At 53.6% G+C, this 18782-nt stretch carries 16 protein-coding genes; 3 read left to right on the forward strand and 13 right to left on the reverse strand.

Going from position 1 to position 18782, the window contains the following annotated elements:
• Window positions 1-14: 14 nt before the first annotated feature.
• From RID21_RS08190 to RID21_RS08250, 13 genes are all read right to left on the reverse strand, one after another.
• Window positions 15-404: a response regulator gene (locus RID21_RS08190; protein ID WP_350188159.1), complete on the reverse strand. Its 390-nt coding sequence runs from the start codon at window positions 402-404 to the stop codon at window positions 15-17.
• 65 nt (window positions 405-469) lie between these two features.
• Entirely contained in the window at window positions 470-1936 is a 1467-nt protein-coding gene (locus RID21_RS08195) for a sensor histidine kinase (protein ID WP_350188160.1), read from the reverse strand.
• 215 nt (window positions 1937-2151) lie between these two features.
• A complete protein-coding gene (locus RID21_RS08200; RefSeq protein WP_350188161.1) occupies window positions 2152-3213 on the reverse strand; it encodes a tetratricopeptide repeat protein in 1062 nt (353 codons plus the stop codon).
• A gap of 2 nt (window positions 3214-3215) precedes the next feature.
• A complete protein-coding gene (locus tag RID21_RS08205) occupies window positions 3216-5630 on the reverse strand; it encodes a secretin GspD/PilQ domain-containing protein (RefSeq protein WP_350188162.1) in 2415 nt (804 codons plus the stop codon).
• Between the two features lie 65 nt (window positions 5631-5695).
• Window positions 5696-6295 (reverse strand): hypothetical protein, encoded by a 600-nt coding sequence (locus RID21_RS08210; RefSeq protein ID WP_350188163.1) that lies wholly within the window; start codon window positions 6293-6295, stop codon window positions 5696-5698.
• Window positions 6296-6478: 183 nt separating this feature from the next.
• Window positions 6479-7087 carry a type IV pilus inner membrane component PilO gene (locus RID21_RS08215; RefSeq protein WP_350188164.1) on the reverse strand — a complete coding sequence of 203 codons (609 nt, stop codon included), beginning with the start codon at window positions 7085-7087 and terminating at the stop codon, window positions 6479-6481.
• Window positions 7080-7814, reverse strand: a complete 735-nt coding sequence (locus tag RID21_RS08220; RefSeq protein WP_350188165.1) for a PilN domain-containing protein — start codon at window positions 7812-7814, stop codon at window positions 7080-7082. Before RID21_RS08220 ends, RID21_RS08215 begins: the two co-directional genes overlap by 8 nt.
• A gap of 101 nt (window positions 7815-7915) precedes the next feature.
• Window positions 7916-8989, reverse strand: coding sequence for a pilus assembly protein PilM (pilM, locus tag RID21_RS08225; RefSeq protein WP_350188166.1), 1074 nt, complete (start codon window positions 8987-8989; stop codon window positions 7916-7918).
• A gap of 39 nt (window positions 8990-9028) precedes the next feature.
• Window positions 9029-9622, reverse strand: a complete 594-nt coding sequence (locus RID21_RS08230) for a pilus assembly FimT family protein (protein WP_350188167.1) — start codon at window positions 9620-9622, stop codon at window positions 9029-9031.
• A gap of 65 nt (window positions 9623-9687) precedes the next feature.
• On the reverse strand, window positions 9688-11655 hold the full coding sequence (locus tag RID21_RS08235) for a hypothetical protein (protein ID WP_350188168.1): 1968 nt from the start codon (window positions 11653-11655) through the stop codon (window positions 9688-9690).
• Window positions 11639-12553: a prepilin-type N-terminal cleavage/methylation domain-containing protein gene (locus RID21_RS08240; protein WP_350188169.1), complete on the reverse strand. Its 915-nt coding sequence runs from the start codon at window positions 12551-12553 to the stop codon at window positions 11639-11641. The genes RID21_RS08235 and RID21_RS08240 overlap by 17 nt, the downstream gene beginning before the upstream one ends.
• A complete protein-coding gene (locus RID21_RS08245; RefSeq protein WP_350188170.1) occupies window positions 12534-13130 on the reverse strand; it encodes a type IV pilus modification PilV family protein in 597 nt (198 codons plus the stop codon). Before RID21_RS08245 ends, RID21_RS08240 begins: the two co-directional genes overlap by 20 nt.
• 447 nt (window positions 13131-13577) lie before the next feature.
• Window positions 13578-14405 carry a HEAT repeat domain-containing protein gene (locus RID21_RS08250; RefSeq protein ID WP_350188171.1) on the reverse strand — a complete coding sequence of 276 codons (828 nt, stop codon included), beginning with the start codon at window positions 14403-14405 and terminating at the stop codon, window positions 13578-13580.
• A 217-nt stretch (window positions 14406-14622) separates the two neighbouring features.
• On the opposite strand from RID21_RS08250, the gene RID21_RS08255 reads away from it, so the two are divergent.
• The 3 genes from RID21_RS08255 (at window position 14623) to RID21_RS08265 (ending at window position 18638) form a co-directional block, all read left to right on the forward strand.
• Window positions 14623-15846 (forward strand): protein-L-isoaspartate(D-aspartate) O-methyltransferase, encoded by a 1224-nt coding sequence (locus RID21_RS08255; RefSeq protein WP_350188172.1) that lies wholly within the window; start codon window positions 14623-14625, stop codon window positions 15844-15846.
• A 293-nt stretch (window positions 15847-16139) separates the two neighbouring features.
• Window positions 16140-17210, forward strand: coding sequence for a CAF17-like 4Fe-4S cluster assembly/insertion protein YgfZ (gene ygfZ / locus RID21_RS08260; RefSeq protein WP_350188173.1), 1071 nt, complete (start codon window positions 16140-16142; stop codon window positions 17208-17210).
• 87 nt (window positions 17211-17297) lie between these two features.
• Entirely contained in the window at window positions 17298-18638 is a 1341-nt protein-coding gene (locus tag RID21_RS08265; protein ID WP_350188174.1) for a hypothetical protein, read from the forward strand.
• The last annotated feature ends 144 nt before the right edge of the window (window positions 18639-18782 follow it).

Genomic DNA, 18782 nt, shown 5'->3' on the forward strand with positions numbered 1-18782 from the left:
CTGAATTTGAGCGACTAACCAATCGTGTCCGGTGCCGTTTGCAGACACTCCTGGACCTGTGTTAACAATTTCCTGGGACTGAAGGGTTTCACCATGACATTGGTGATTTTCAGATTCTGCATATATTCATCATGATCGAATTCGAAACCTTTCCCTGTCAGTAACGTCAGCGGGATCGAGCGGGTTACTTCAAATTCGCGAATTTTTTCGCAGAGTTCCAGACCATTCATCCGGGGCATCTGCAAATCGGTGATAATCATCTCGGGAGCCCGCTCCTGAACCTGTTCCCAACAGGTGTAGCCATCCGGAAAGCTGACGACTTCCAGGCCCGCTTTTTTAAGTTTCATACTGACGGCACGCACAATGTGCGAATCGTCGTCACAAACATAAACCAGATGACTCATGGCAGTATTCCTTGGGTTCTTTCCAGCTGTTGAACCGCGCCAGGGCGGGTCACGAACGCATTCTGTTATACGGTTACCGGCGATGCCAGTTGTTTTTTCTTTTTCTGTTCTTTATGTCCCAGCGGAATGGTGACCGTGAAACAGGTTCCTTTATTGACGACCGACTGCACCGAAATGGAGCCATTATGGACATTGGTCACAATGAAGTGGACCAGGGCCAGACCCAGTCCCGTACCGGCCGCGGAGCGGTTGTTCTCGGGTACCCGATAGAACCGATCAAAAATGTGAGGCAGCGAATTTTCTGGAATTCCCATCCCGGTATCCCGGACTTCGATAACTGCCGTATTGTCTTCCATTCTGCTCCGCAGGCGGACTTCGTGTCCGTGCGGCGTGTATTTTACTGCATTTGACAGCAGATTGATGATCGCCTGGCCCAGCATGTCTTTATCGACGTGCACGGGCAGATAGAGATCGCTCAGTTCGGAGGTAAACCTGATGTCTTTTTCACCGGCATTGGGCGAAATGACATCTGCGGCCGATTTGAGAATGTCATTCAGCTCGCAGTCGTGTCGCTTGATTTCTACAACACCGCTTTCAATGCGGGCCAGATTCAGCATGCTGTTGACCAGCCGAGTCAGACGGTCAATCTGTTCGTTGATGAAGCCATACAGTTCTTCGGCTTCATCTTCTTCGCAGTCACCATCCAGCAGCATCTCGATATAAGCCTTAATCCCGGCCATCGGTGTTTTCAACTCGTGAGCGACGGACGACACAAACTCGGCGTGCCGTTCCTTCTCATTAGTTTCTTCCCCAATGTTTTCCACCACGATCACGGTTCCCAGCAGCGCCTGATTTTCATCGAACAGGTTCGTGGCGATGGCGCGGAAATGGGACTGGAATTCGAGCCCCGTTAACTGGAACTCGCTGCGGCGGCTTAACGTGGCATCTTTGCGTTCAATTGTTTTGGTGAGCAGGCTGGCGATCTCGGGAATCACGACATCGCTGCTGAGGGCCTTATTAAGTGCGAGGCCGGATTCACTGGTGTTCAGCGTGCGGTCCGCTTCGGGAATCACGAACTTCGATGCGGCCTGATTCGAAAACTCCAGCGTGTGTTGTGCGTCGAAGACGAGTACCCCGGTCTCCAGGTGATCCAGCACCGATTCCATCAGGGCCTCTTTCTTCGAGAGGGCATTCAGACGGGCTTTCAACATCGTCTTAACCTGGGTGGTCGATACGAGTTCGGTATCGGATTCTTCAATCTTCTGAATGGCTTCCGCGAACAGGTTTCCGAAGAAGTTCTTCTGCTTCAGTTCCGGACGCAGTAAATCGGGATTCCGCAGACACGCGCTGATCTGGTCGCGGTCTTTCTGCAGGGATTTCACCAGCCAGGCCCAACCGACGAGTGATGCCACCAGCGAGGCGGCCAGCGCCAGCATGGGAGAAGCTAACTGGCTGGTTACCAGGAGGTTATCTACACAACTCATGAAGAGCAGCAGTACCACCAGAACCCAGTATTTGCCATAACTTTTCATTGCCGAACACCTTCTCAGCAGATTAACGACACTGCTGAAAATGAAATACCCTGTTTCGAATCCAGATTGGAGTACTACAGAGCGCACTCCACCAATTAAGAAGTGATCTTAAATCACCACTCTAAATCTAGGTTACGAAATCGGGGTTGTCCAATTTCTGGAGCGAGTTTGCGCTGGGCAAATGAATCTTGCACAAAAATACGCAGTTCAGGTGATTACCTTACCGCCGTCTGTTGCGCAGGGAGGAGGGCCGCGACCTCTAACAGCGTAGGATCAGCGGGCCATTTTTTACGGGCTGTAGCGATGATGGCTTTCGCGTCAGTTGTCTGGCCCCGGTTAATTGCGCATAACCCGCGCAATACCTCTACATGGAGTAACTGGTGCTGATGGGCAGCAGAAATTTCATCGAACAGTTGTTGCGCCTTTTCCAGATCTCCCAGCCGCAGCGCCGTGTCGCCAAAGGCGATTTTTTCCGAAAGCGACAGCAGTTCCCGGTCTGCTTCCTGGCAGATGGAGAACTGTTCAAAAGCTTCCTGGTACTTGCCGGCGTGATACAGACAGCGGGCGCGGTGTTTTCGCCAGACGTGGTTTTCGGGAAGATGATTGATCACCATCGCATAATATATGCTGGCTTCGGACCACTGCTGATTGACCTCACAGACGCGACCCAGGGCGATGGGCAGTCGTTTGCTGCCCGGTGTCGTATGCAGGGCCCGTAACAGAACTTCATGAGCCTCATCGGTGCGACTGGTCTGCTCCAGAAAAGCCGCCAGTTTCAACGAGTAGTTTTCTTCATGCGGTTTCAATGCGATGGCACGCTTCAGGCAGGCGATCCCTTCCTGTGTCTGGCCAGCCTGAAAAAACAGGGTTCCGACGGCACTCTGTTTGGCGGCGTCTTGAGGGCTGGCAGCACGAATCGACCGGAGCGACTGCAGAAATTGTTTCCGGTCTCCCATGTCGTAGGAGAGCTGGGCCTCGATTTCAAACGTCCCGATATGACCGGGATCTATTTCCCGCGCCGAGGCGAGCAGCGACCGGGCCTGCTGCAGTTCTCCCTGGGAATAATGCTGTAATGCCTGATCTACGAGCTGATTCGCCCGTTCATTGAAGGGAGATGTCCGCTCGGTCCGTGAGGAAGTTTCTGAGGTCTGTGGTGTGGTTTCCCCTTGCAGCGCCTCACCTGACATCTGCGTCAGCGTGGAAATCGGCACCGCCTGACAGCCGCAACAGATCAGCCAGACCAACGCACAGGCGATGCAACTGAGTTTCCGCAGCATGCTCAGGGCACCTCCTCCACAATCGGAGCCGGCATCTCGGGACCAGACAGTGGAGGCAGTCCGATCATCTGGCGGTTACGGTTGATCAGTGCATCTTCGATGTACTTCTTCAACTGAATTGCTTCGGTATTGTTTTTATCCAGTCGGACGGCAATCTTGATGTGCTCTTTGGCTTTAGGCAGATTTCCAATCCGCAGGTATTTCTTGGCCAGCTTGATATGCATCTGGACAATCCGTACCTGGTTGATCGGCAGGAAGCTCTTCTTGAAGTTATCAATCCGTTCTGCACCCTCGTATCTCTCGGCCTGACCTTCAGCATTGGCCTCTTCAGGATGTACGATCCGCGGTGTGATCAGCACGATCAACTCGGAACGGGTCGTAATTTCCCGCTGCTGGCGAAACGCATTGCCGATCACGGGAATCGCACCTAAGAATGGAACCTGATTTTTGGTATCGGAGACGCGTTCTTCAATCAGTCCCCCGATGACAACCGTATTCCCGTCGCGGACCATGACGTTTGTGGTGACTTCGGTGGTCTTCAGGTCGGGCAAATTCGTCGAGGAGTTAATGGTCGCCGAACTGCGTTCCGGGTGAATTTCCATCCGAATCTGACCATCGGGAGTAATAAAGGGTCGCAGGTTAAGCACGATACCGGAATCCAGGAAGTTCACGTTCTGAATCGAAGTATTGCCGTTCTGGGTCACTGTGGAATAACTGATGCGATCACCGATAATCAGTTCTGCTTTCTGTTTGTTCAAAGCCCGCAGCTGAGGAGATGCGATCAGGTTGGTTTCCGTGATGTCTTCCAGTGCTTCGATAAAACCGCTGATGTCGCCGTGCAGGAACCCGTATTTGAGTCCTGCCAGGTCAGCCACAAACTGTCCAGTTGGTGGGACGATCGACGAACTGCCCGACCCTGGGAAACCGCTGGCAGCGTTCAATGTCTGACCGTTACCATCGACGAGCAGGCTCTTGTTATTCCCACTGAGCATGGCGAAGTTCACGCCAAACCGCATGTCATCATTCAGCGTGACGTTCAGAATCATCGCTTCAATGACCACCTGCAGGGGAGGTACGTCCATTTTTTCGAGCAGACGATCTACCTCTTCCAGGATTTCAGGGTAATCGCGAACCAGAATGGAATCGTTCTGAGCGAACGAGTCACCGCCGGCACTCGTTTCATCAGGAGAAATCCCGACTTCGCTGGGTGTGGTCAGTGAGACGATCCCCACGTTTTCCGTCAGGATCGGCGTGATCAGCTGCTGTAATTCCTTGGCACTGATGTAAAACGGGGTATAGAGCTTGGTGACGACTTTCCGGCTCGACTTCTTCTTCTGTTCCAGCTCAGCCTGGGTCATCACGTAGATGAACTCCCCTTCTCTTTCCGAAGTCAGCTCGCGCGATCGCAGGATGGCATCCAGGGCCTGCAGCGGCGTGACATTCTTGAGGTTCGCTGTGATCGTCCCCGAAACGCTCTGCCCGGCCAGGATATTCATGCCCGAGAGTTCCCCCAGCATGTCCAGAACCTGCATGATTTCCGCATCCTGGATCTGCAGGGAGAAAGTTTCCCCGGCTCCCTTATCGGGGCTGACTTTCAGGACCGGCTCTTTTTTCGCTTTGGAATCTGCAGGGGCGCTGGTCTCACTGGCAGCGGGAGCCTGCGGTGCTGTGGCCTGTGGTGCAGGCGTTTTCGGCTGTGCAGCTGCGTCGGCCTTGCCCTGCATCCCGTCCAGTTTACGTTCGAGATCACGCAATTGATTCATCTGCTGCATCTGTTGCAGGAGCTTGGTCGCCTGTTCCAGACGATCCGTATTCTGAGCCAGTTCCATTTTGGACTGCTGCTGGACTTCCAACTGCAGATTGGTCAGCCGATCGACCTGACGGGTCAGGCTGGCAAGCCGCATTTCCATTTTCTTCTCAGTGGGATCCACGCGCTCAGCTTGTACTTCCTCAGCCAGGTGAAACTGGATCGCGCGGGAACGCTGCGGTGTGGATGGAGTTTCGCTCGGCTGTTCCAGTGTGGGATCGACAAGCGTCCGCGTCTGTACGGTCCGAGATGCGTTCGCTGCTGTCTTGACTTCGGGTGTGACATACTGTGGCACTGGTGTCGCCTGCACGGTACGGGCCACGGTTTTAATTTCAGGCTGCCGCTCAGGTTGTGCTGTCACAACGACGCGCTGCGCAGGCGCAGGCTGAGGGGCCGGCGTGGAAGCAGATGTATTATCTGAGACCTCAAGCAGCGGCTCTCTATTCGTGGGAGCCTGTTGCTGCGGTGTCGCACTGCGCGCAGTGCGAGCGTGGTGGGGTGAGATAAACAGAGACTCTGGTGTTTTGACGTCGGTCATGGCTGCGATTAACAGCAGCGAAAGACCTGTCAGCATTGCCCAGAAAGCCGGTATAAAATATTGTCGTTTCATGTTTCGACCATCATCCGTGATCGTTCGAATCAGTTGAGAATCAGCCTGTGATGCGAACCGTCTGATTATTCAAATTTAATAAATGCGGAAGGATCGTTTTGAATTTTTAATTCAAATGTCTGATCGCCCTGCCGCAAAATCACACTCCGGTCTGCGACCCGTTCCAGAACGTAGGTCACATTGTCATACTGGAATGGTTTACCTTCGTAATACAGTTTTTTGTTGATCATCGCCGCCTTGCGAAATTTACCGATGATCGTAGTCGTCAGGACGATCTCGTCGGGCAGTGCCTTGATTTCCGGTTCCTGCTTCTCCATCTGAACCTGTTTGGGTTCGGTTTCGGGCGGCTCTTCGGCAAACAGAATGGGGGGCGAGAACTGGTCTCGATTCACCTCAAAAGGATTGCGTTGAATCGCTCCCATCTGCACGGACTGCACCAGCGGATCTGTGTGCATCAGGGAATCAAACTGTTCCCAGGAGTGAAGCGTGGTTTCTTTGGGATCGAGTTGGGTGAAACTCATCTCCGTCTCGACCGGAGGCCGTTGTGGAATCGGTGCCGGACTCACTTTCGCAGGCGTTAATTCGGGAGCGGTGGTGCCCCGCATGGCGCGATAGAGAGGTGGAATCCAGAAGTACAGACCGACCAGCAGCAACAGCCCTAACATCAGGGTTTTCTGCCAGCTGACCTTCAAATCGTGTACAAATTGTTGGCTGAACGATTTCACGTGTAGTTCACCACATCTGGAATAGATGACTGCAAGAAGGGAAACGGATCTAATTTCGGTTCATAAGCGAGAACGCCTGTTTTCGAAGTTCACCTCAGGGATAGCTTGAAGGGGAGTGTCTCTTTATCTTTTATCGGTCGTAAGAAAGGACTGGCTGACCCTATTTTCCTTAAAATCGGAAAAATCACTCTGTGTGTCGCGTAATACGTAAACTGACAGTTCGATGGTTCCTTTAACAAACTGCTTGTTTTCGCTATTTTGACTAGTGAGCATGAGATTTGAGACGGTAAACAGCCGACTATCGGTATCCAGTCCATTCAGAAACTGGATCAGCCCCTTGTAAGGTCCGCTTATATTGACGGTGAAAGGCTGCCTCAGATAGGTCGCATAAGGCACAGGCTCACCAGGGTTCAGAGAAGAAACCGTCAGCGAGGAACTATTTGCCAGCTGTGCCACCCGCTGCAGAACCCGGTGTGTATCTTTATCCGTCGGGATATGTGTTTTCATGCGATTGATGAACGCCTCGCGCTGCTGCAATTCCTTCTGCAGTAGTTCCAGCTGTTCAACCTTGGTGGGAATCGCGCGGATCTCTTCCTGGATGGAGGCAATCTGTTTATTGAGCTGCTGCTTGCTCTTAAGCCCCGGCAGGTAGATCACAAAGGTAAACAAAGCGACCACTACCGCCAGGCTGATGATGGTGATCAGGCTGTCGCGTCGTAATTTTTCATTCATGGCCATAACCTCCTGTCAAAGACTGATCCAGGCCGGCGGTCAACCGGTGATCGAGTGGGGGAAGAAACATGCCTGGTGCTTTCACCACGATACGAAGTCGGAACTGCCGCATCGTTTCTCCTTCGAACATCGTTTCGTTGGATTGAATCAGATCAATGGCTTTAAACACGCCCAGTCGATCCAGATTTGACATATAACCGGAGATCGAAAGGTGGTCAGGGGCGATCCCCTGCACCAGCAGCACCAGTTGTTCGTCCGTCCGATGCTGTTTCAGCTTCTCGAGATCCAGCTTTTCAGGAACCACGTTCTCTGGTGTTTTTTTCTGTTTGACATTCGTCGGCTTTTCTTTACCCGCCACTTTTTCAAACAGAAATTGAAACTCGTTTAATGAGACATATTCGGGCAGCGCATGGCTGGTGATCGCCAGCAGCTGTGCCGGTGATTCATCCAATAGCAACCCTGCCAGCAGATCGGCCCGCAGGTCGGAAAGCTCAATCTGCTGCGTCAGCCGTGCAGGGTCCTGCAATTGCTCATGCATCTGCTGGATGTGCTTTTCCAGCGTCTCCTTTTTCGTCTGCAGTTCGTGCTGAATTTCCCGCTGTCGCACGGTGCTTAAGGTCACCAGCGTGAGGAAGATGACAACAATCGAACGACGCCAGATCCGGTTCCGGTGTCGACGTCGCACTTCGCGATAACTGGCAGGTAAAAAATCAATTTCAGGTATCATGATCTCGCCCTTAACGGGTTGCTGGCAAATCCGGCTCTCGGATTCGCTGATATCTATCTTGTTTGAAAATGGTTCGTCTCAGAGGTTTTCTGATACAAGTGTTATTTCTCGGAACTTTCTTTCATGGCCAGTCCCATGGCGGTACTCCATCTGCCAGGTCGTTCCAGAATCGAAGTGGATGTCGGCCAGCTCTTCAGACGCTCGAACGGGTTGCCCATCCGGCAGTCCGTATTCAGTCGCTCGGAAAGAAAGTCGATCAGCCACGGACTCGATTCGTTACCCGTCACCACCAGTTGTTCCAGTTTCTTTCCGCGGAAAGTCACTTTGTAATATCGCAGGCAGTTCTCCACTTCTGTGCTGATCGATTCCAGTAGTGAGCGGATCGAATCAATCACCGACCGGTGCAGCTCATCACTGGCATCCAGCGTCGGAGAATTGGTTACGATCTTTCGCAGACGAATCGCCTCGGTCAGCGGCAGATCCAGATTGTCAGCCACAGCCCGGTCCAGGTGGTTACTCCCCTGCATAATGTATTTCAGAAACAGTACGTTCTGCTGATCGGCGAATATCACGGTGGTGGCGGCGTCACCAAAATTCAGATAACAGCTCACCGAGTTCAGTTGCAACTCGCGTTTCTCATCATGAAAACAACGCAGCGTGGCCGATGGCTCAACGTCAATCGCCTCTGCAGTCAGTTCCGCCTGTTCCAGCAGATTCAAATGCCGCTCCAGAATTCCGTTGTGACAGGCCAGCAGGATCACTTCCTGCTTGGTGTTTGATTCCTGTCGAACCTGTCCTGCAGGCAGATGACGGATTTCCGCTTCGGCAACCGGGTAAGGCAGACGTTCTTCCGCCTCCCAGGCGACCACTTTCGCGATTTCTTCGGTCGGCAGTTGAGGCAGTCTCACGTTTTGAATGAACAGCTCCTGCGAACCCAGGCAGCTGATCACCCGGCGGCCTTTGAAATGATGGTCAACCAGAATCCGCCGCAGTTCAGCGGCGATCTTTGTATCGCGTTCGTCGGCAGTGAGTCGGTCATCCAGGTCGAACTGCTCCTGGGCAATCGCATGCACAACCCGATTCTGTTTCGGGCCGGTCAACTGCACCAGCGTGGCCGAACTGGGCCCCAGCTGCAAACCGATGGGTGTATATTGTGAACGAGGTAAGGAAATCATGTTGATTGATTCTGTCTATTATCAGGTATTTCTCTAGTTTCAGTTGGTCTGTATTTCATCCGCCCACGCCTGGCCTGTAATCCAGGAGACCGTAATCGGGATGGAAAAGGTGGTCCCGTTGCGGGTCGTGGAGATGACAATCATGGTATCTTCGCTGCGTCCCGGCCCGGTGCCTCCCATCGCTCCGAAAGCCAGGTCGCGTACTTCGGTGTCAGAGGTCTTCAGATAGATCTGGCTGATGACGACCCGATCAGGCAGATTCAATGTATCTTTCTGTACGGATTGAATGTATTTCGTTTTGTCCGCGGATGACCCTGCCAGACTGTTTTCCGGCACAGGTGCGGTACCTGCCCCACTGTGTACGATTTCGTATGTCTGCGTATTGAGATCGAATTCCACCGTGTATTCGGTGTTGAACTGAATCGCATGATTTCGGGCCAGCCGCAGGTCAGCCACCAGCATCCGCGCTGTGGTCTCCAGGGAGTGTGATGTACTCGAGTCAATGGAAAGCAGGGAGACCGAAGCCAGAATCGAAATCAGTACGACCACAATCAACAGTTCAACCAGCGTGAACCCCGAACGTCCACATTGATTCTGCAAAGTGTGCAGGCTCCGCGGTCGGGTGCACTGCATGCTGCAGACCCCTCTGCTGTGTCGCCAGGTTGGTTGGTGTCGGCTGTTAATCATGGTTCTGTCGTTTAGTTCGTTTCATTCCAGTCAATCAGTGACCAGCGATAACCGGCGAGTTCCGGGTTGGCATCGCCGCCGTTGTAGGGTTGAAACAGCGGAGGCTCCCAGCGATATTCCCGTTCGACCAGGTTTTGGATCTGCAACGTTGGTTCGAGGCTGATTCCGTAGGTCTGGTAGTAACTGTCCCACCCGGCAAAGTTACCCGGGTACTCCAGCCATTCACTGAAACCGATGTCGCTCATTCCCAGAATGCGTCTCAGATTATTCGTATAATTCCAGTTGCTGAGCCGGTCGTTCCAGAGAGAGCTGTACAGCACCCATTCGTTGATCCGGTTGAAATCAAAAGTTTCTGCACAGACCGGTCCGCGGATTTGAATCAGGTTGCGTTTGTGTCGTTCAATGCGATAAGAGGTGGGGGTGGACTGTTCGATTTGCCCCCGAACCGTTAACTGCTGCTGACCGTGATCAAAGCCAACGATGGGATACCAGCTGCCCGTCGTGCCCGTGTTCCCCGTACCTGTCGTTTCCAGCCAGATCGCATAGTCGCTGTTCGATGTCAGGCTGCTGAGAATTTTGTATTCCTGCAACTGAATTGTGCTGTAAGGTTGACCTTGGGGAGCCGCTGTCGCCGTGCCACTCAGACTGAGATTGAGTGCGGATGGATAGCTGAGCGAGCCGCCGCCTCCTTTCACACTACCCTGACAGACGATGGCACCTTCGACGGTGGTCTGCGTCTCACGTCCGAACTCAATGTTATTGGCGACCACGCTGGGTAACTGGGGCCAGAGTTGAGAATCCGTCACGATGGCGTCCCCGCTATCGTCTTTCCAGTTGAAGGCGGTCAGGTGGATTTGTTTGCCATAAAAGTAGATTTTCCCCGTACAGACGAGCGTCCCCTGAATGGTCACGCTGTCATACACGCTTAGATTTCCCGAACGATAATAGATGCCCAGAGGGTTATCAGCCGTCGGTTGCAATGTCCGGTTGTAAAGAGTCGAACCCAACCGTTCAGCCTGATATAGAGGACCCCCTTCATACAGTCGGTAAGAGGAGAAAGCGGCATAATCGGTGCTGGGAATGGTCAATCGCTCGCCTGTCGTCGACCAGCTCACTTTCAGGTCAGACAGATCATCGCGGACCGCGTAATTCGGGTAGTTATAAAAAGTGACATTCCCCGCAATCGGGTGGGGCGTGGAGATCCGGGCGTCGGACAGGCTGGTCGCACCCTCGGGAAACGCAACAAACCGGTTCCCCACATCCTGCAGATAGGTATCCCGGACCGTTGAACCCCAGGCCGGATCGTTGAACATGTTGTATTGGTCGTAGATCCAGATGTTCCCGTCGAAGCGAGTAGCCGGATCGAAGTTGAGTGATGTGTAACCCTGCTCTGCGAAGAGCACATAGTCTGTGACACGATCGAAGTCGCCGTCATTGTTGATCTGGTCAGAAGCCACCGCAGAGTCGCCCGGCAGAATCGTCCGTCCCTGAAGTCGCGGTACCAGCCGAACCCGGGCAGTAATCTCGTGTTCTGATTTCATGTTGGAATCGGCGGCTGAAGTCCAGGTTCCCCGCGAAGAGACATTGAGTTCGAGTACCGAACTGAGCGAATTACCAACAGCTGCGAAAGAAACCGCATAACTGCAATCGCCATCCGCGTCCGCTTGAAACGGTCGCTCGTACTGATCGCTGACGCCTTGCCAGTCAAGTGAATTCAGTCGATTAAGGGCATCTGAAATGCCGGCCCGTGCTGCATTCCGTGCCAGGTCGCGACGTGATCCATTAGCGGAGATTTGAGTCTGTACGCTTTGTGTCTGAATGAATGAGTATGTTAAGACCAGCGACATGCTCAAGGCGAACATCACCAGGATCAGCGAAACTCCAGATCGCGGCGCGCACTTTGAGCGGTCATGGCAGCGCTGATGCACCGAGCCATGTTGTCGCAGGCAGGCCTTCAGGAGTTTATGGTGTGTACGCATACAACCTCGAACTGGATCCAAAAAACGGTAATGCGGTTTCCGAGTTGATGTCGGTTAACGTGTTCTGTTCTGCGGTCTCAAACTGGATTTCATAATTCACGGTCACCTGACGCAGTCCGCTGGTGGCACTCACGGTGCCCTGCGGCCAGGGAAGATTCATCCAGGCACTCGTACCAGGAGTCGTAGCCTGCAGACTTGCATCATCGGGGGTACGGGTAATCGTGAAAATCAGATTCGACGCCGTTGGTCCCCACGGGCTTCCCGAGAGCAGGTACTGACTGTTCTTCAGCCGCTTGCTCAGAAGCGCCTTCTCCGCCTGGCTGGATTGGATCGCTGTGCGAATCGTGTTGTCGAAAGCAGAACTGTTAAAGTCGATCTCCGCCGAAGAATCGGGCAACGCGATTTCGACAAACTGATGCGCGTCTGCGGGATCCGAAGTGTAAATCAAAATTTCGTTCATCCGGGGCAGCCGGTTTAAGGTTCCATTCTGGCTGATTCCCCCGTTCCGTCCACCGGACCAGACCACCAGAATGTCCGGGACATCGATGTAATTCCAGGCGCGGGTCACGACTGCCAACCCCACTTCGGGAGCCTGTCCATTTACCTGGTAAATGCCTGCCTGCGAGATCATCATCCGCATCCGGTCGAAGGATGCGTTGATTTCGGCCTGCGAATCTTCTATTCCCTGCGTGTGTCTCCAGGCGGATTGCGTGGCGGTGACGATTCCCGCGAGTGCCATGACCAGAATTGCCGAGATCGACATGGCCATCAGCAGTTCCACAAGTGTAAAACCCCGCGCGCGTAAAGCAGTGCCCGCGCAGCAGCGAACACAGTCCGAATGGCGGCCACTCGCACGGCGTGTTTTTGTCTCGCGTTGATCAGGGTGAAAGTGGTACATAGCTGAAAATACGTGTGGTTTCCTTAATGGTCTGTTTGGGAGCACCGGCCTGCATCGCCAGTTTGATGGTGACGGTCACGCGACGATAATCGGTGTCGCTGGTTGTTACTTCCCATTCCGAACTGCTGTTCAGGCGAATTTTTTCCACGGTGACTTCGCGCGTGAGTCGCTGTAAAAAATCGCTGTCGGGTTTCAGCAGTGTGGGACGGGCAATCGGGTAGGCGCTGAGAACAGTCAGTGGTTCGTTACCCAGTGCATAACCGGTCTTATTCTCTGGCGGTGTGGAAGACCATTTATGATAGTCATCCAGATCATTGAATTGACTGCGGTTTCCGGTCGCGGTGGGACGGGAATCACTGGAAGTCGGGAATCGAACGGCGGACATCTCTTCCAGCAGTTGATCTGCCAGACCTGCGCCGATGTTGGAATTCAGGGCCGAATAACTGGCTCCCAGAGAAGCACCGATGGCTGAGAACAGAGCAGTACCGGCAATCACTGTGATGGTCACAGAGACTAACGATTCTACAAGTGTGATTCCGGTGCGGCGAGATCGCTGCAACCTGTTTCTGGTTGCCATGACCTTTTTCCATAACAGTCCGCCTGAGGGTGCCGATCGAATTTGCCGTTCGTTCTTTCACAAAGCAGCAAAAGCAACCTGGATATCCAGCACCATCCAGACAGATGGTTTAAGATAAAAAGCGCGGCAAGGTCCCCTCAAAGCTCCCAGCTTTCCTTGCCGCGCTGTAGATCCTCGCTTCGATGAAGAAGCGGAGGAAAATGATGTTCGCATGTTGGCGAGAGGATTGTTGACCCCTCTCTGCCAGTAAAAGTAGGTCAGCTTTCCCGGGAGTCAAACAGAATTAAAAAAGATCTCTGAAAATCCTCAGCCTCGAGGCAGTTCCCGGGAAGATCCCCGCTTATTGAGGTGTTACAACTGCGGGAACCGCTACAACCGGCGCGCGAGACAGGCCGGGAGCGTTGTCGAAAGCTTAATAGTCAGTAGAAAGAGTGGCTGCCGCTGCGCTTATTTCTGCGCCTGTTCGATCTGATCTTTAGAAGCCACTGCTGCTTCACGGAGATCGTCGCTGGTATTCTGATTATCGATCAGCGATTGAAGTTCGGTCAGCGAGGCTTTAGCCGGCTGCCCCATCTGACCCAGAACTTTGATGGCCGCCAGCTGGACGTCGCTGTTCTCATCATTCAAAGCCGCCTGGATGGCCTCTACCTGCGCGGTGGAATGTTCTTCCAGATTTCCCAGCGAATAGACGGCCGTCAGTCGCGTATTGGGATCACTGTGCCGGGTCAGCTCGATCAGAACCGGAATTGCCTTGTCGCGGTGTTTGGGAAAATGCGTCAGGGTTGAAGCAGCATTGACCTGCGTGAAGGGGGATTCATCCGACAGAACTTCCACCAGAGCGGGGGCCGCTGCTTCCGCGTCAGGTCCCAGGCTTGCCAGATACATGCTGGCCAGTTCGCGTGCACCCGGATCGGTGTGGGAAAGCCCTTCGGTCAGTGTGGGAACGGCCGTCTTACCGAAGGCGGCCAGTTTTTTGTCGGCGGCCTGCCATTCATCGGGATCGGGTTCAGTACGGATCGCGAGCAACTTTTCGAAAGCCTCTTTGACTTCAGCCTGAGGATCGACGGGTTCACCGACACTGACGGTCTTCGATTCTGCTAGAGCCGGTTCTGGCGCAGCTTCAGCGGTGTTTTCTGATTCCTCGCTGACAGCTGCTTGAGCCGTCTCAGCTTTCGAGGAGGCATCACCACTACTACAGCCCTGCAATCCAGGCAGGCACCACAGACATCCAATACTCAGTACAACGAAAAACGGTCGCATGTTCCGGGAGTCCATTCACTTAAGAATCCTGAAAAGTTTATCACACTGCCGGATGATAGCGGATTCTGTTGATTGTGTGGATAGAAATCAGAAAATCATAAACCAATCTGTCCAATCCTGCTTTGAAATCAAAAATCGCCATTAACGTGAAATACCCCAAACTGCTATAATTTCATCACTATCATACAAATAAACACCATTTAAACCTCTCCGCTGACCAGAGGAAGATTTCATGCAGCGATTGAATAAAAATGTGCTCAGTCTGCTTTTCCTGACCGCTCTGCTGGGGCTCTGCCAGCCCGCGTTTTCGCAAAACAACGAATATTTCCGCAACCAGCGTAACGAGATGGTCACGCGTTACATTGAAGGCGAAGGCATCAAAAACCAGCGCGTGCTCTCATCCATGCGTCAAGTGCCCCGCCACGAGTTTGTCAGTTCGAACCTCAAACATCTGGCCTACCAGGATCTGGCGCTCCCCATCGGCTACAAACAGACGATTTCCCCCCCTTATATCGTCGCCTACATGACCGAAACCATCGATCCTCAGCCGACCGACAAGGTACTCGAAATTGGTACCGGGAGCGGATTCCAGGCAGCAGTCCTCGCCGGACTGGTCAAGGATGTCTACACGATTGAAATCGTCGAGGGTCTCGGCAAGAAGGCGGCGGTCCGACTCAAACAACTCGGTTACGACAACGTACACACTCGGATTGGCGATGGTTATCTCGGCTGGCCGGAAGAGGCACCTTTCGACAAGATCATCGTGACCTGCTCGCCGGAAAAGGTTCCCCAGCCGCTGATCGATCAGCTTAAAGAGGGGGGCACACTGCTGATTCCCCTCGGTGAACGGTATCAGCAGGTGTTTCATCTGTTCCAGAAAGAAAAGGGACAGCTCAAACACAAACGCCTGATTCCCACCTTGTTCGTCCCTATGACGGGACGCTCGGAAGACAATCGGGAAGTCAAACCGGATCCCCTGCATCCGGAAATCGTCAACGGCACGTTTGAAGTTGATGCCAACCAGGATCAGAAAGTCGATAACTGGCACTATCAGCGCCGCGTCTCACGCATGACGGATGAGGCACCCGAAGGCAAATCCTATCTGCAGTTTGAAAATGACGTCCGCGATCAGCTCTCTCAGATTCTGCAGGGGATGGCGATCGACGGCTCCAAAATCAAGAGTCTCGAAATCAGCATGCAGGTCGGCTATCTGAATACGGCACAGGGAACCAAGGCTTATCAGAAGCCCGGACTGATCATTCATTTTTATGATAAGATCCGTCGCAATATCGGGCAGGCCTACCTCGGACCCTGGATTGGCAGCCGCGACTGGCACCAGGTGAAAAAGACCATCAACGTGCCACCCCAGGCTCGCGAAGCCGTGATTCAATTAGGTTTGAACGGAGGCACGGGAACACTCAAGGTCGACGATCTCAAAATAGAAAAGATCGACTGAAGCCGTCTTCACATTTCTGATTCCACCTGTTTTTTCCGCATCCGTCAAAATCCGCGCACATCAGCCGAGCTTCGTCGATTCGCCATCGTTCCGTTTAAAAACGGGCTGCACACCTTGGAAAACAGCGTCTGAGAATTAAAATGGAAACAGGCGGGCATTTATTAGAGAACCCGCCTCAACCAATCAACGACGTACAACATAGACAATCCGAGTGTCAAGCAGCGCTGGTTTCCAAATGACAGAGATCATTTGGGGTGACAGCGCGCTACTCTCCATCACGATGGGATAATCAGATGCCCTTAAATCATTTTCAGCTCGTCCAGGAAGCAGCAGGTGCTCATTTTCCCGATAAGGACCATGCGTATCCTTACCCGGCACACTACGGAGATCCCCAACAGGAGTATCAGGCCGGACATGAGTCGGCGGTGCTCTTTGATTTAAGTGATCGCGAGCAGGTCGAACTCAAGGGGACTGACTGCCAGAAGTTTCTGCATAATTTTTGCACGAATGATATCAAGAACCTGCCCGTCGACCAGGGTTGTGAAGCCTTTGTCACCAACGTACAGAGTCGCATCCTGGGGTACATCACGGTGTTTAACCAGGGGGATTCACTCTGGCTGGATCTCGCGCCCGGTCAAAGTGCGGCTCTCACCGAGCACCTGGATCGTTACATTATTATGGAAAACGTCGAACAGATCGTCCGTTCGCCGGAATTCGGCTGTCTCTATCTGACCGGTCCCGAGGCAGGTCACATCCTGAGTAAACTTGATATTGCAGCACTCGCAGTGAATCAGCAGCAGCGGGTGACCGACAGTGAAGCCGAGCTCACCGTGCGCCGCGTCGACTGGTTCGGTCAGCCCGGGTATCTCTGTTGTCTGCTCCACGAAAAAATCGTCGCGTTCTGGCAGCAGCTGATTGAAGCCGGTGCAAAGCCCGCCGGTCAGGAAGCATTCGAAGCGCTGCGAATTGAAAGTTGCTTTCCTCTCTCTGGTATCGATCTGACCGATGAAAACCTGGCACAGGAAGCAGGGCGTACCAGTCAGGCCATCTCCTTCAAGAAAGGCTGCTACCTGGGACAGGAACCGATCGCGCGCATCGATTCGCTGGGGCACGTCAACCAGGAACTGAGAATCATTGCCCTTGAGGGCGACGGGGTACCCGCTCCCGGAACTCCGGTTATGGCGACAGTGAAAGACAATCAGAAAGAAGTCGGCAAGATCACTTCTGCCGCAAAATCTTACGGCAAGTATCCCGTCGTGGCTCTGGCGATTGTTCGTAAAGAAGCTTATAAGCCGGGAACCAAAGTGGAAGTCGTCGTGGCAGAAAAGGCTCTGGAAGGTACGGTGCTCTGCTCGATGGAATAGCCGTTCATTCTCTCTGATTGCCCTGTTCCCGGCGCGGTATATTCACCGACAGTCGCTATAATGAGTCAAAAAACGGTGAATTCATCCATGTCTCGTGAGACGCTCCAGCTTCGATTACTCAAAACCAACCTGGCATTCTTCGCACTACTGCTGCTGGGGACGACCTGGCAGCTCTGGACACCACAGACGCGGTTTCCCCAGATTCCACTGTTCGAATGGGTTTCCGCACTCCCCGCAGGCATCGACTGGTTGACACTGACGATCATGCTGTCCACCGCGGGGTGTCTGTTGCTGTTTTCTGTCGTGCCCCTCTGTCTGCGCAAGCCGGCTCCGGAGCCCGGCGTGAACCGGCAGCGGATTTGTGGCCTGTTGTTTCTCCTCGCGTATGCGGTTTCAGTGCTCTTCGATCAGCATCGCCTGCAACCCTGGACCTACCAGTTTGCACTGGGCCTGTTGCTGCTGACATCGCTCACCCCGTCTCGGGCAATTCGGTTGCTGCGCCTGTTCGTGATCAGTATCTACGTCTATTCGGCACTCTCCAAATGCGACGCCAGTTTTGTACAGACGCTGGGTCGTCAGCTCGCTGAAGGGCTCTTTTCGTCTATCAGAATCTCGACGGCCTTCTGGTCTCCGGAAACGCTGGGCTGGATAGCCGCGACGTTTCCCGTGGGAGAGCTGCTGGTCGCCGCCGGTCTGTTTTTCCGGCGTACCCGAAAGCCGGCGCTCGTCGCAGCCATCGGGATGCATGTCTGTCTGATGCTGGCGATCGGTCCCTGGGGTTTGAATCATTACCAGGGTGTGTTGATCTGGAACGTCTATTTCATCATCCAGGATCTGCTGCTGTTCACGCGGAATCCGACCCTGGATCGTCCCCGCGCCGTCAAAGACGATGCACAGCTCCAGGCAGAGCGGCTGGCCCCCGCGCGCGTGCCGGGCATCGAACGCGTTCCCCTGCTGCTGGTCTGGCTCGCCATCATGGCGCCGCTGTTAGAACCGACCGGCTACTTTGATCACTGGCCCGCCTGGGGACTGTATGCCAGTCGTCATGATCGTGTGGTCCTGTTGATTGATGAGCAGGCCCGCGCAGAACTCCCTGCTGCCCTGCAGCCTTTTGTCGATCCGCCCCAGCCTTTGAGCACCTGGTGCCGGGTTCGGGTAGAACGCTGGTCGCTGGCGGAACTTGGTGCGCCCCTCTATCCGCAGGCTCGCTTTCAGTTAGGGGTCGCCATTGGAGTGGGGCGCATGCTGGACCAGCAGGCACCCGCAGCGGAGGAAACGCCACGCATTCGGATTCTGTTCGAAGGCGCAGCAGACCGCTGGACGGGCAAACGTAAAGTCAGTGAATACACAGGCTTAAAAGAGATCGACGCCCAGAGAGATCGTTTCTGGTTGAATACCCTGCCCCGCCCGGTCGCACAGGCGGACTGAGAGAACCTTTTGCAAGAAACAGGGTCTATCCTGAGTGCCTCGGTTGCAATTCGGGCAAATTCAAAATACAACGGCGTTTCCTAAATTGAAAACCAGCTTGCATCAAGCTTAACACCAGATTCACTTGGACCATTTGAACATTTG

This window comes from Gimesia sp., assembly GCF_040219335.1.
In the GTDB taxonomy this organism is placed as follows: domain Bacteria; phylum Planctomycetota; class Planctomycetia; order Planctomycetales; family Planctomycetaceae; genus Gimesia.

What these genes read in the sequence shown, in the direction of transcription:
- RID21_RS08190 (WP_350188159.1), bottom strand. Translation starts at nt 404, where the DNA reads ATGAGTCATCTGGTTTATGTTTGTGACGACGATTCGCACATTGTGCGT.
- RID21_RS08195 (WP_350188160.1), bottom strand. Translation starts at nt 1,936, where the DNA reads ATGAAAAGTTATGGCAAATACTGGGTTCTGGTGGTACTGCTGCTCTTC.
- RID21_RS08200 (WP_350188161.1), bottom strand. Translation starts at nt 3,213, where the DNA reads ATGCTGCGGAAACTCAGTTGCATCGCCTGTGCGTTGGTCTGGCTGATC.
- RID21_RS08205 (WP_350188162.1), bottom strand. Translation starts at nt 5,630, where the DNA reads ATGAAACGACAATATTTTATACCGGCTTTCTGGGCAATGCTGACAGGT.
- RID21_RS08210 (WP_350188163.1), bottom strand. Translation starts at nt 6,295, where the DNA reads ATGTTAGGGCTGTTGCTGCTGGTCGGTCTGTACTTCTGGATTCCACCT.
- RID21_RS08215 (WP_350188164.1), bottom strand. Translation starts at nt 7,087, where the DNA reads ATGAATGAAAAATTACGACGCGACAGCCTGATCACCATCATCAGCCTG.
- RID21_RS08220 (WP_350188165.1), bottom strand. Translation starts at nt 7,814, where the DNA reads ATGATACCTGAAATTGATTTTTTACCTGCCAGTTATCGCGAAGTGCGA.
- pilM (WP_350188166.1), bottom strand. Translation starts at nt 8,989, where the DNA reads ATGATTTCCTTACCTCGTTCACAATATACACCCATCGGTTTGCAGCTG.
- RID21_RS08230 (WP_350188167.1), bottom strand. Translation starts at nt 9,622, where the DNA reads ATGCAGTGCACCCGACCGCGGAGCCTGCACACTTTGCAGAATCAATGT.
- RID21_RS08235 (WP_350188168.1), bottom strand. Translation starts at nt 11,655, where the DNA reads ATGCGTACACACCATAAACTCCTGAAGGCCTGCCTGCGACAACATGGC.
- RID21_RS08240 (WP_350188169.1), bottom strand. Translation starts at nt 12,553, where the DNA reads ATGTACCACTTTCACCCTGATCAACGCGAGACAAAAACACGCCGTGCG.
- RID21_RS08245 (WP_350188170.1), bottom strand. Translation starts at nt 13,130, where the DNA reads ATGGCAACCAGAAACAGGTTGCAGCGATCTCGCCGCACCGGAATCACA.
- RID21_RS08250 (WP_350188171.1), bottom strand. Translation starts at nt 14,405, where the DNA reads ATGGACTCCCGGAACATGCGACCGTTTTTCGTTGTACTGAGTATTGGA.
- RID21_RS08255 (WP_350188172.1), top strand. Translation starts at nt 14,623, where the DNA reads ATGCAGCGATTGAATAAAAATGTGCTCAGTCTGCTTTTCCTGACCGCT.
- ygfZ (WP_350188173.1), top strand. Translation starts at nt 16,140, where the DNA reads ATGCCCTTAAATCATTTTCAGCTCGTCCAGGAAGCAGCAGGTGCTCAT.
- RID21_RS08265 (WP_350188174.1), top strand. Translation starts at nt 17,298, where the DNA reads ATGTCTCGTGAGACGCTCCAGCTTCGATTACTCAAAACCAACCTGGCA.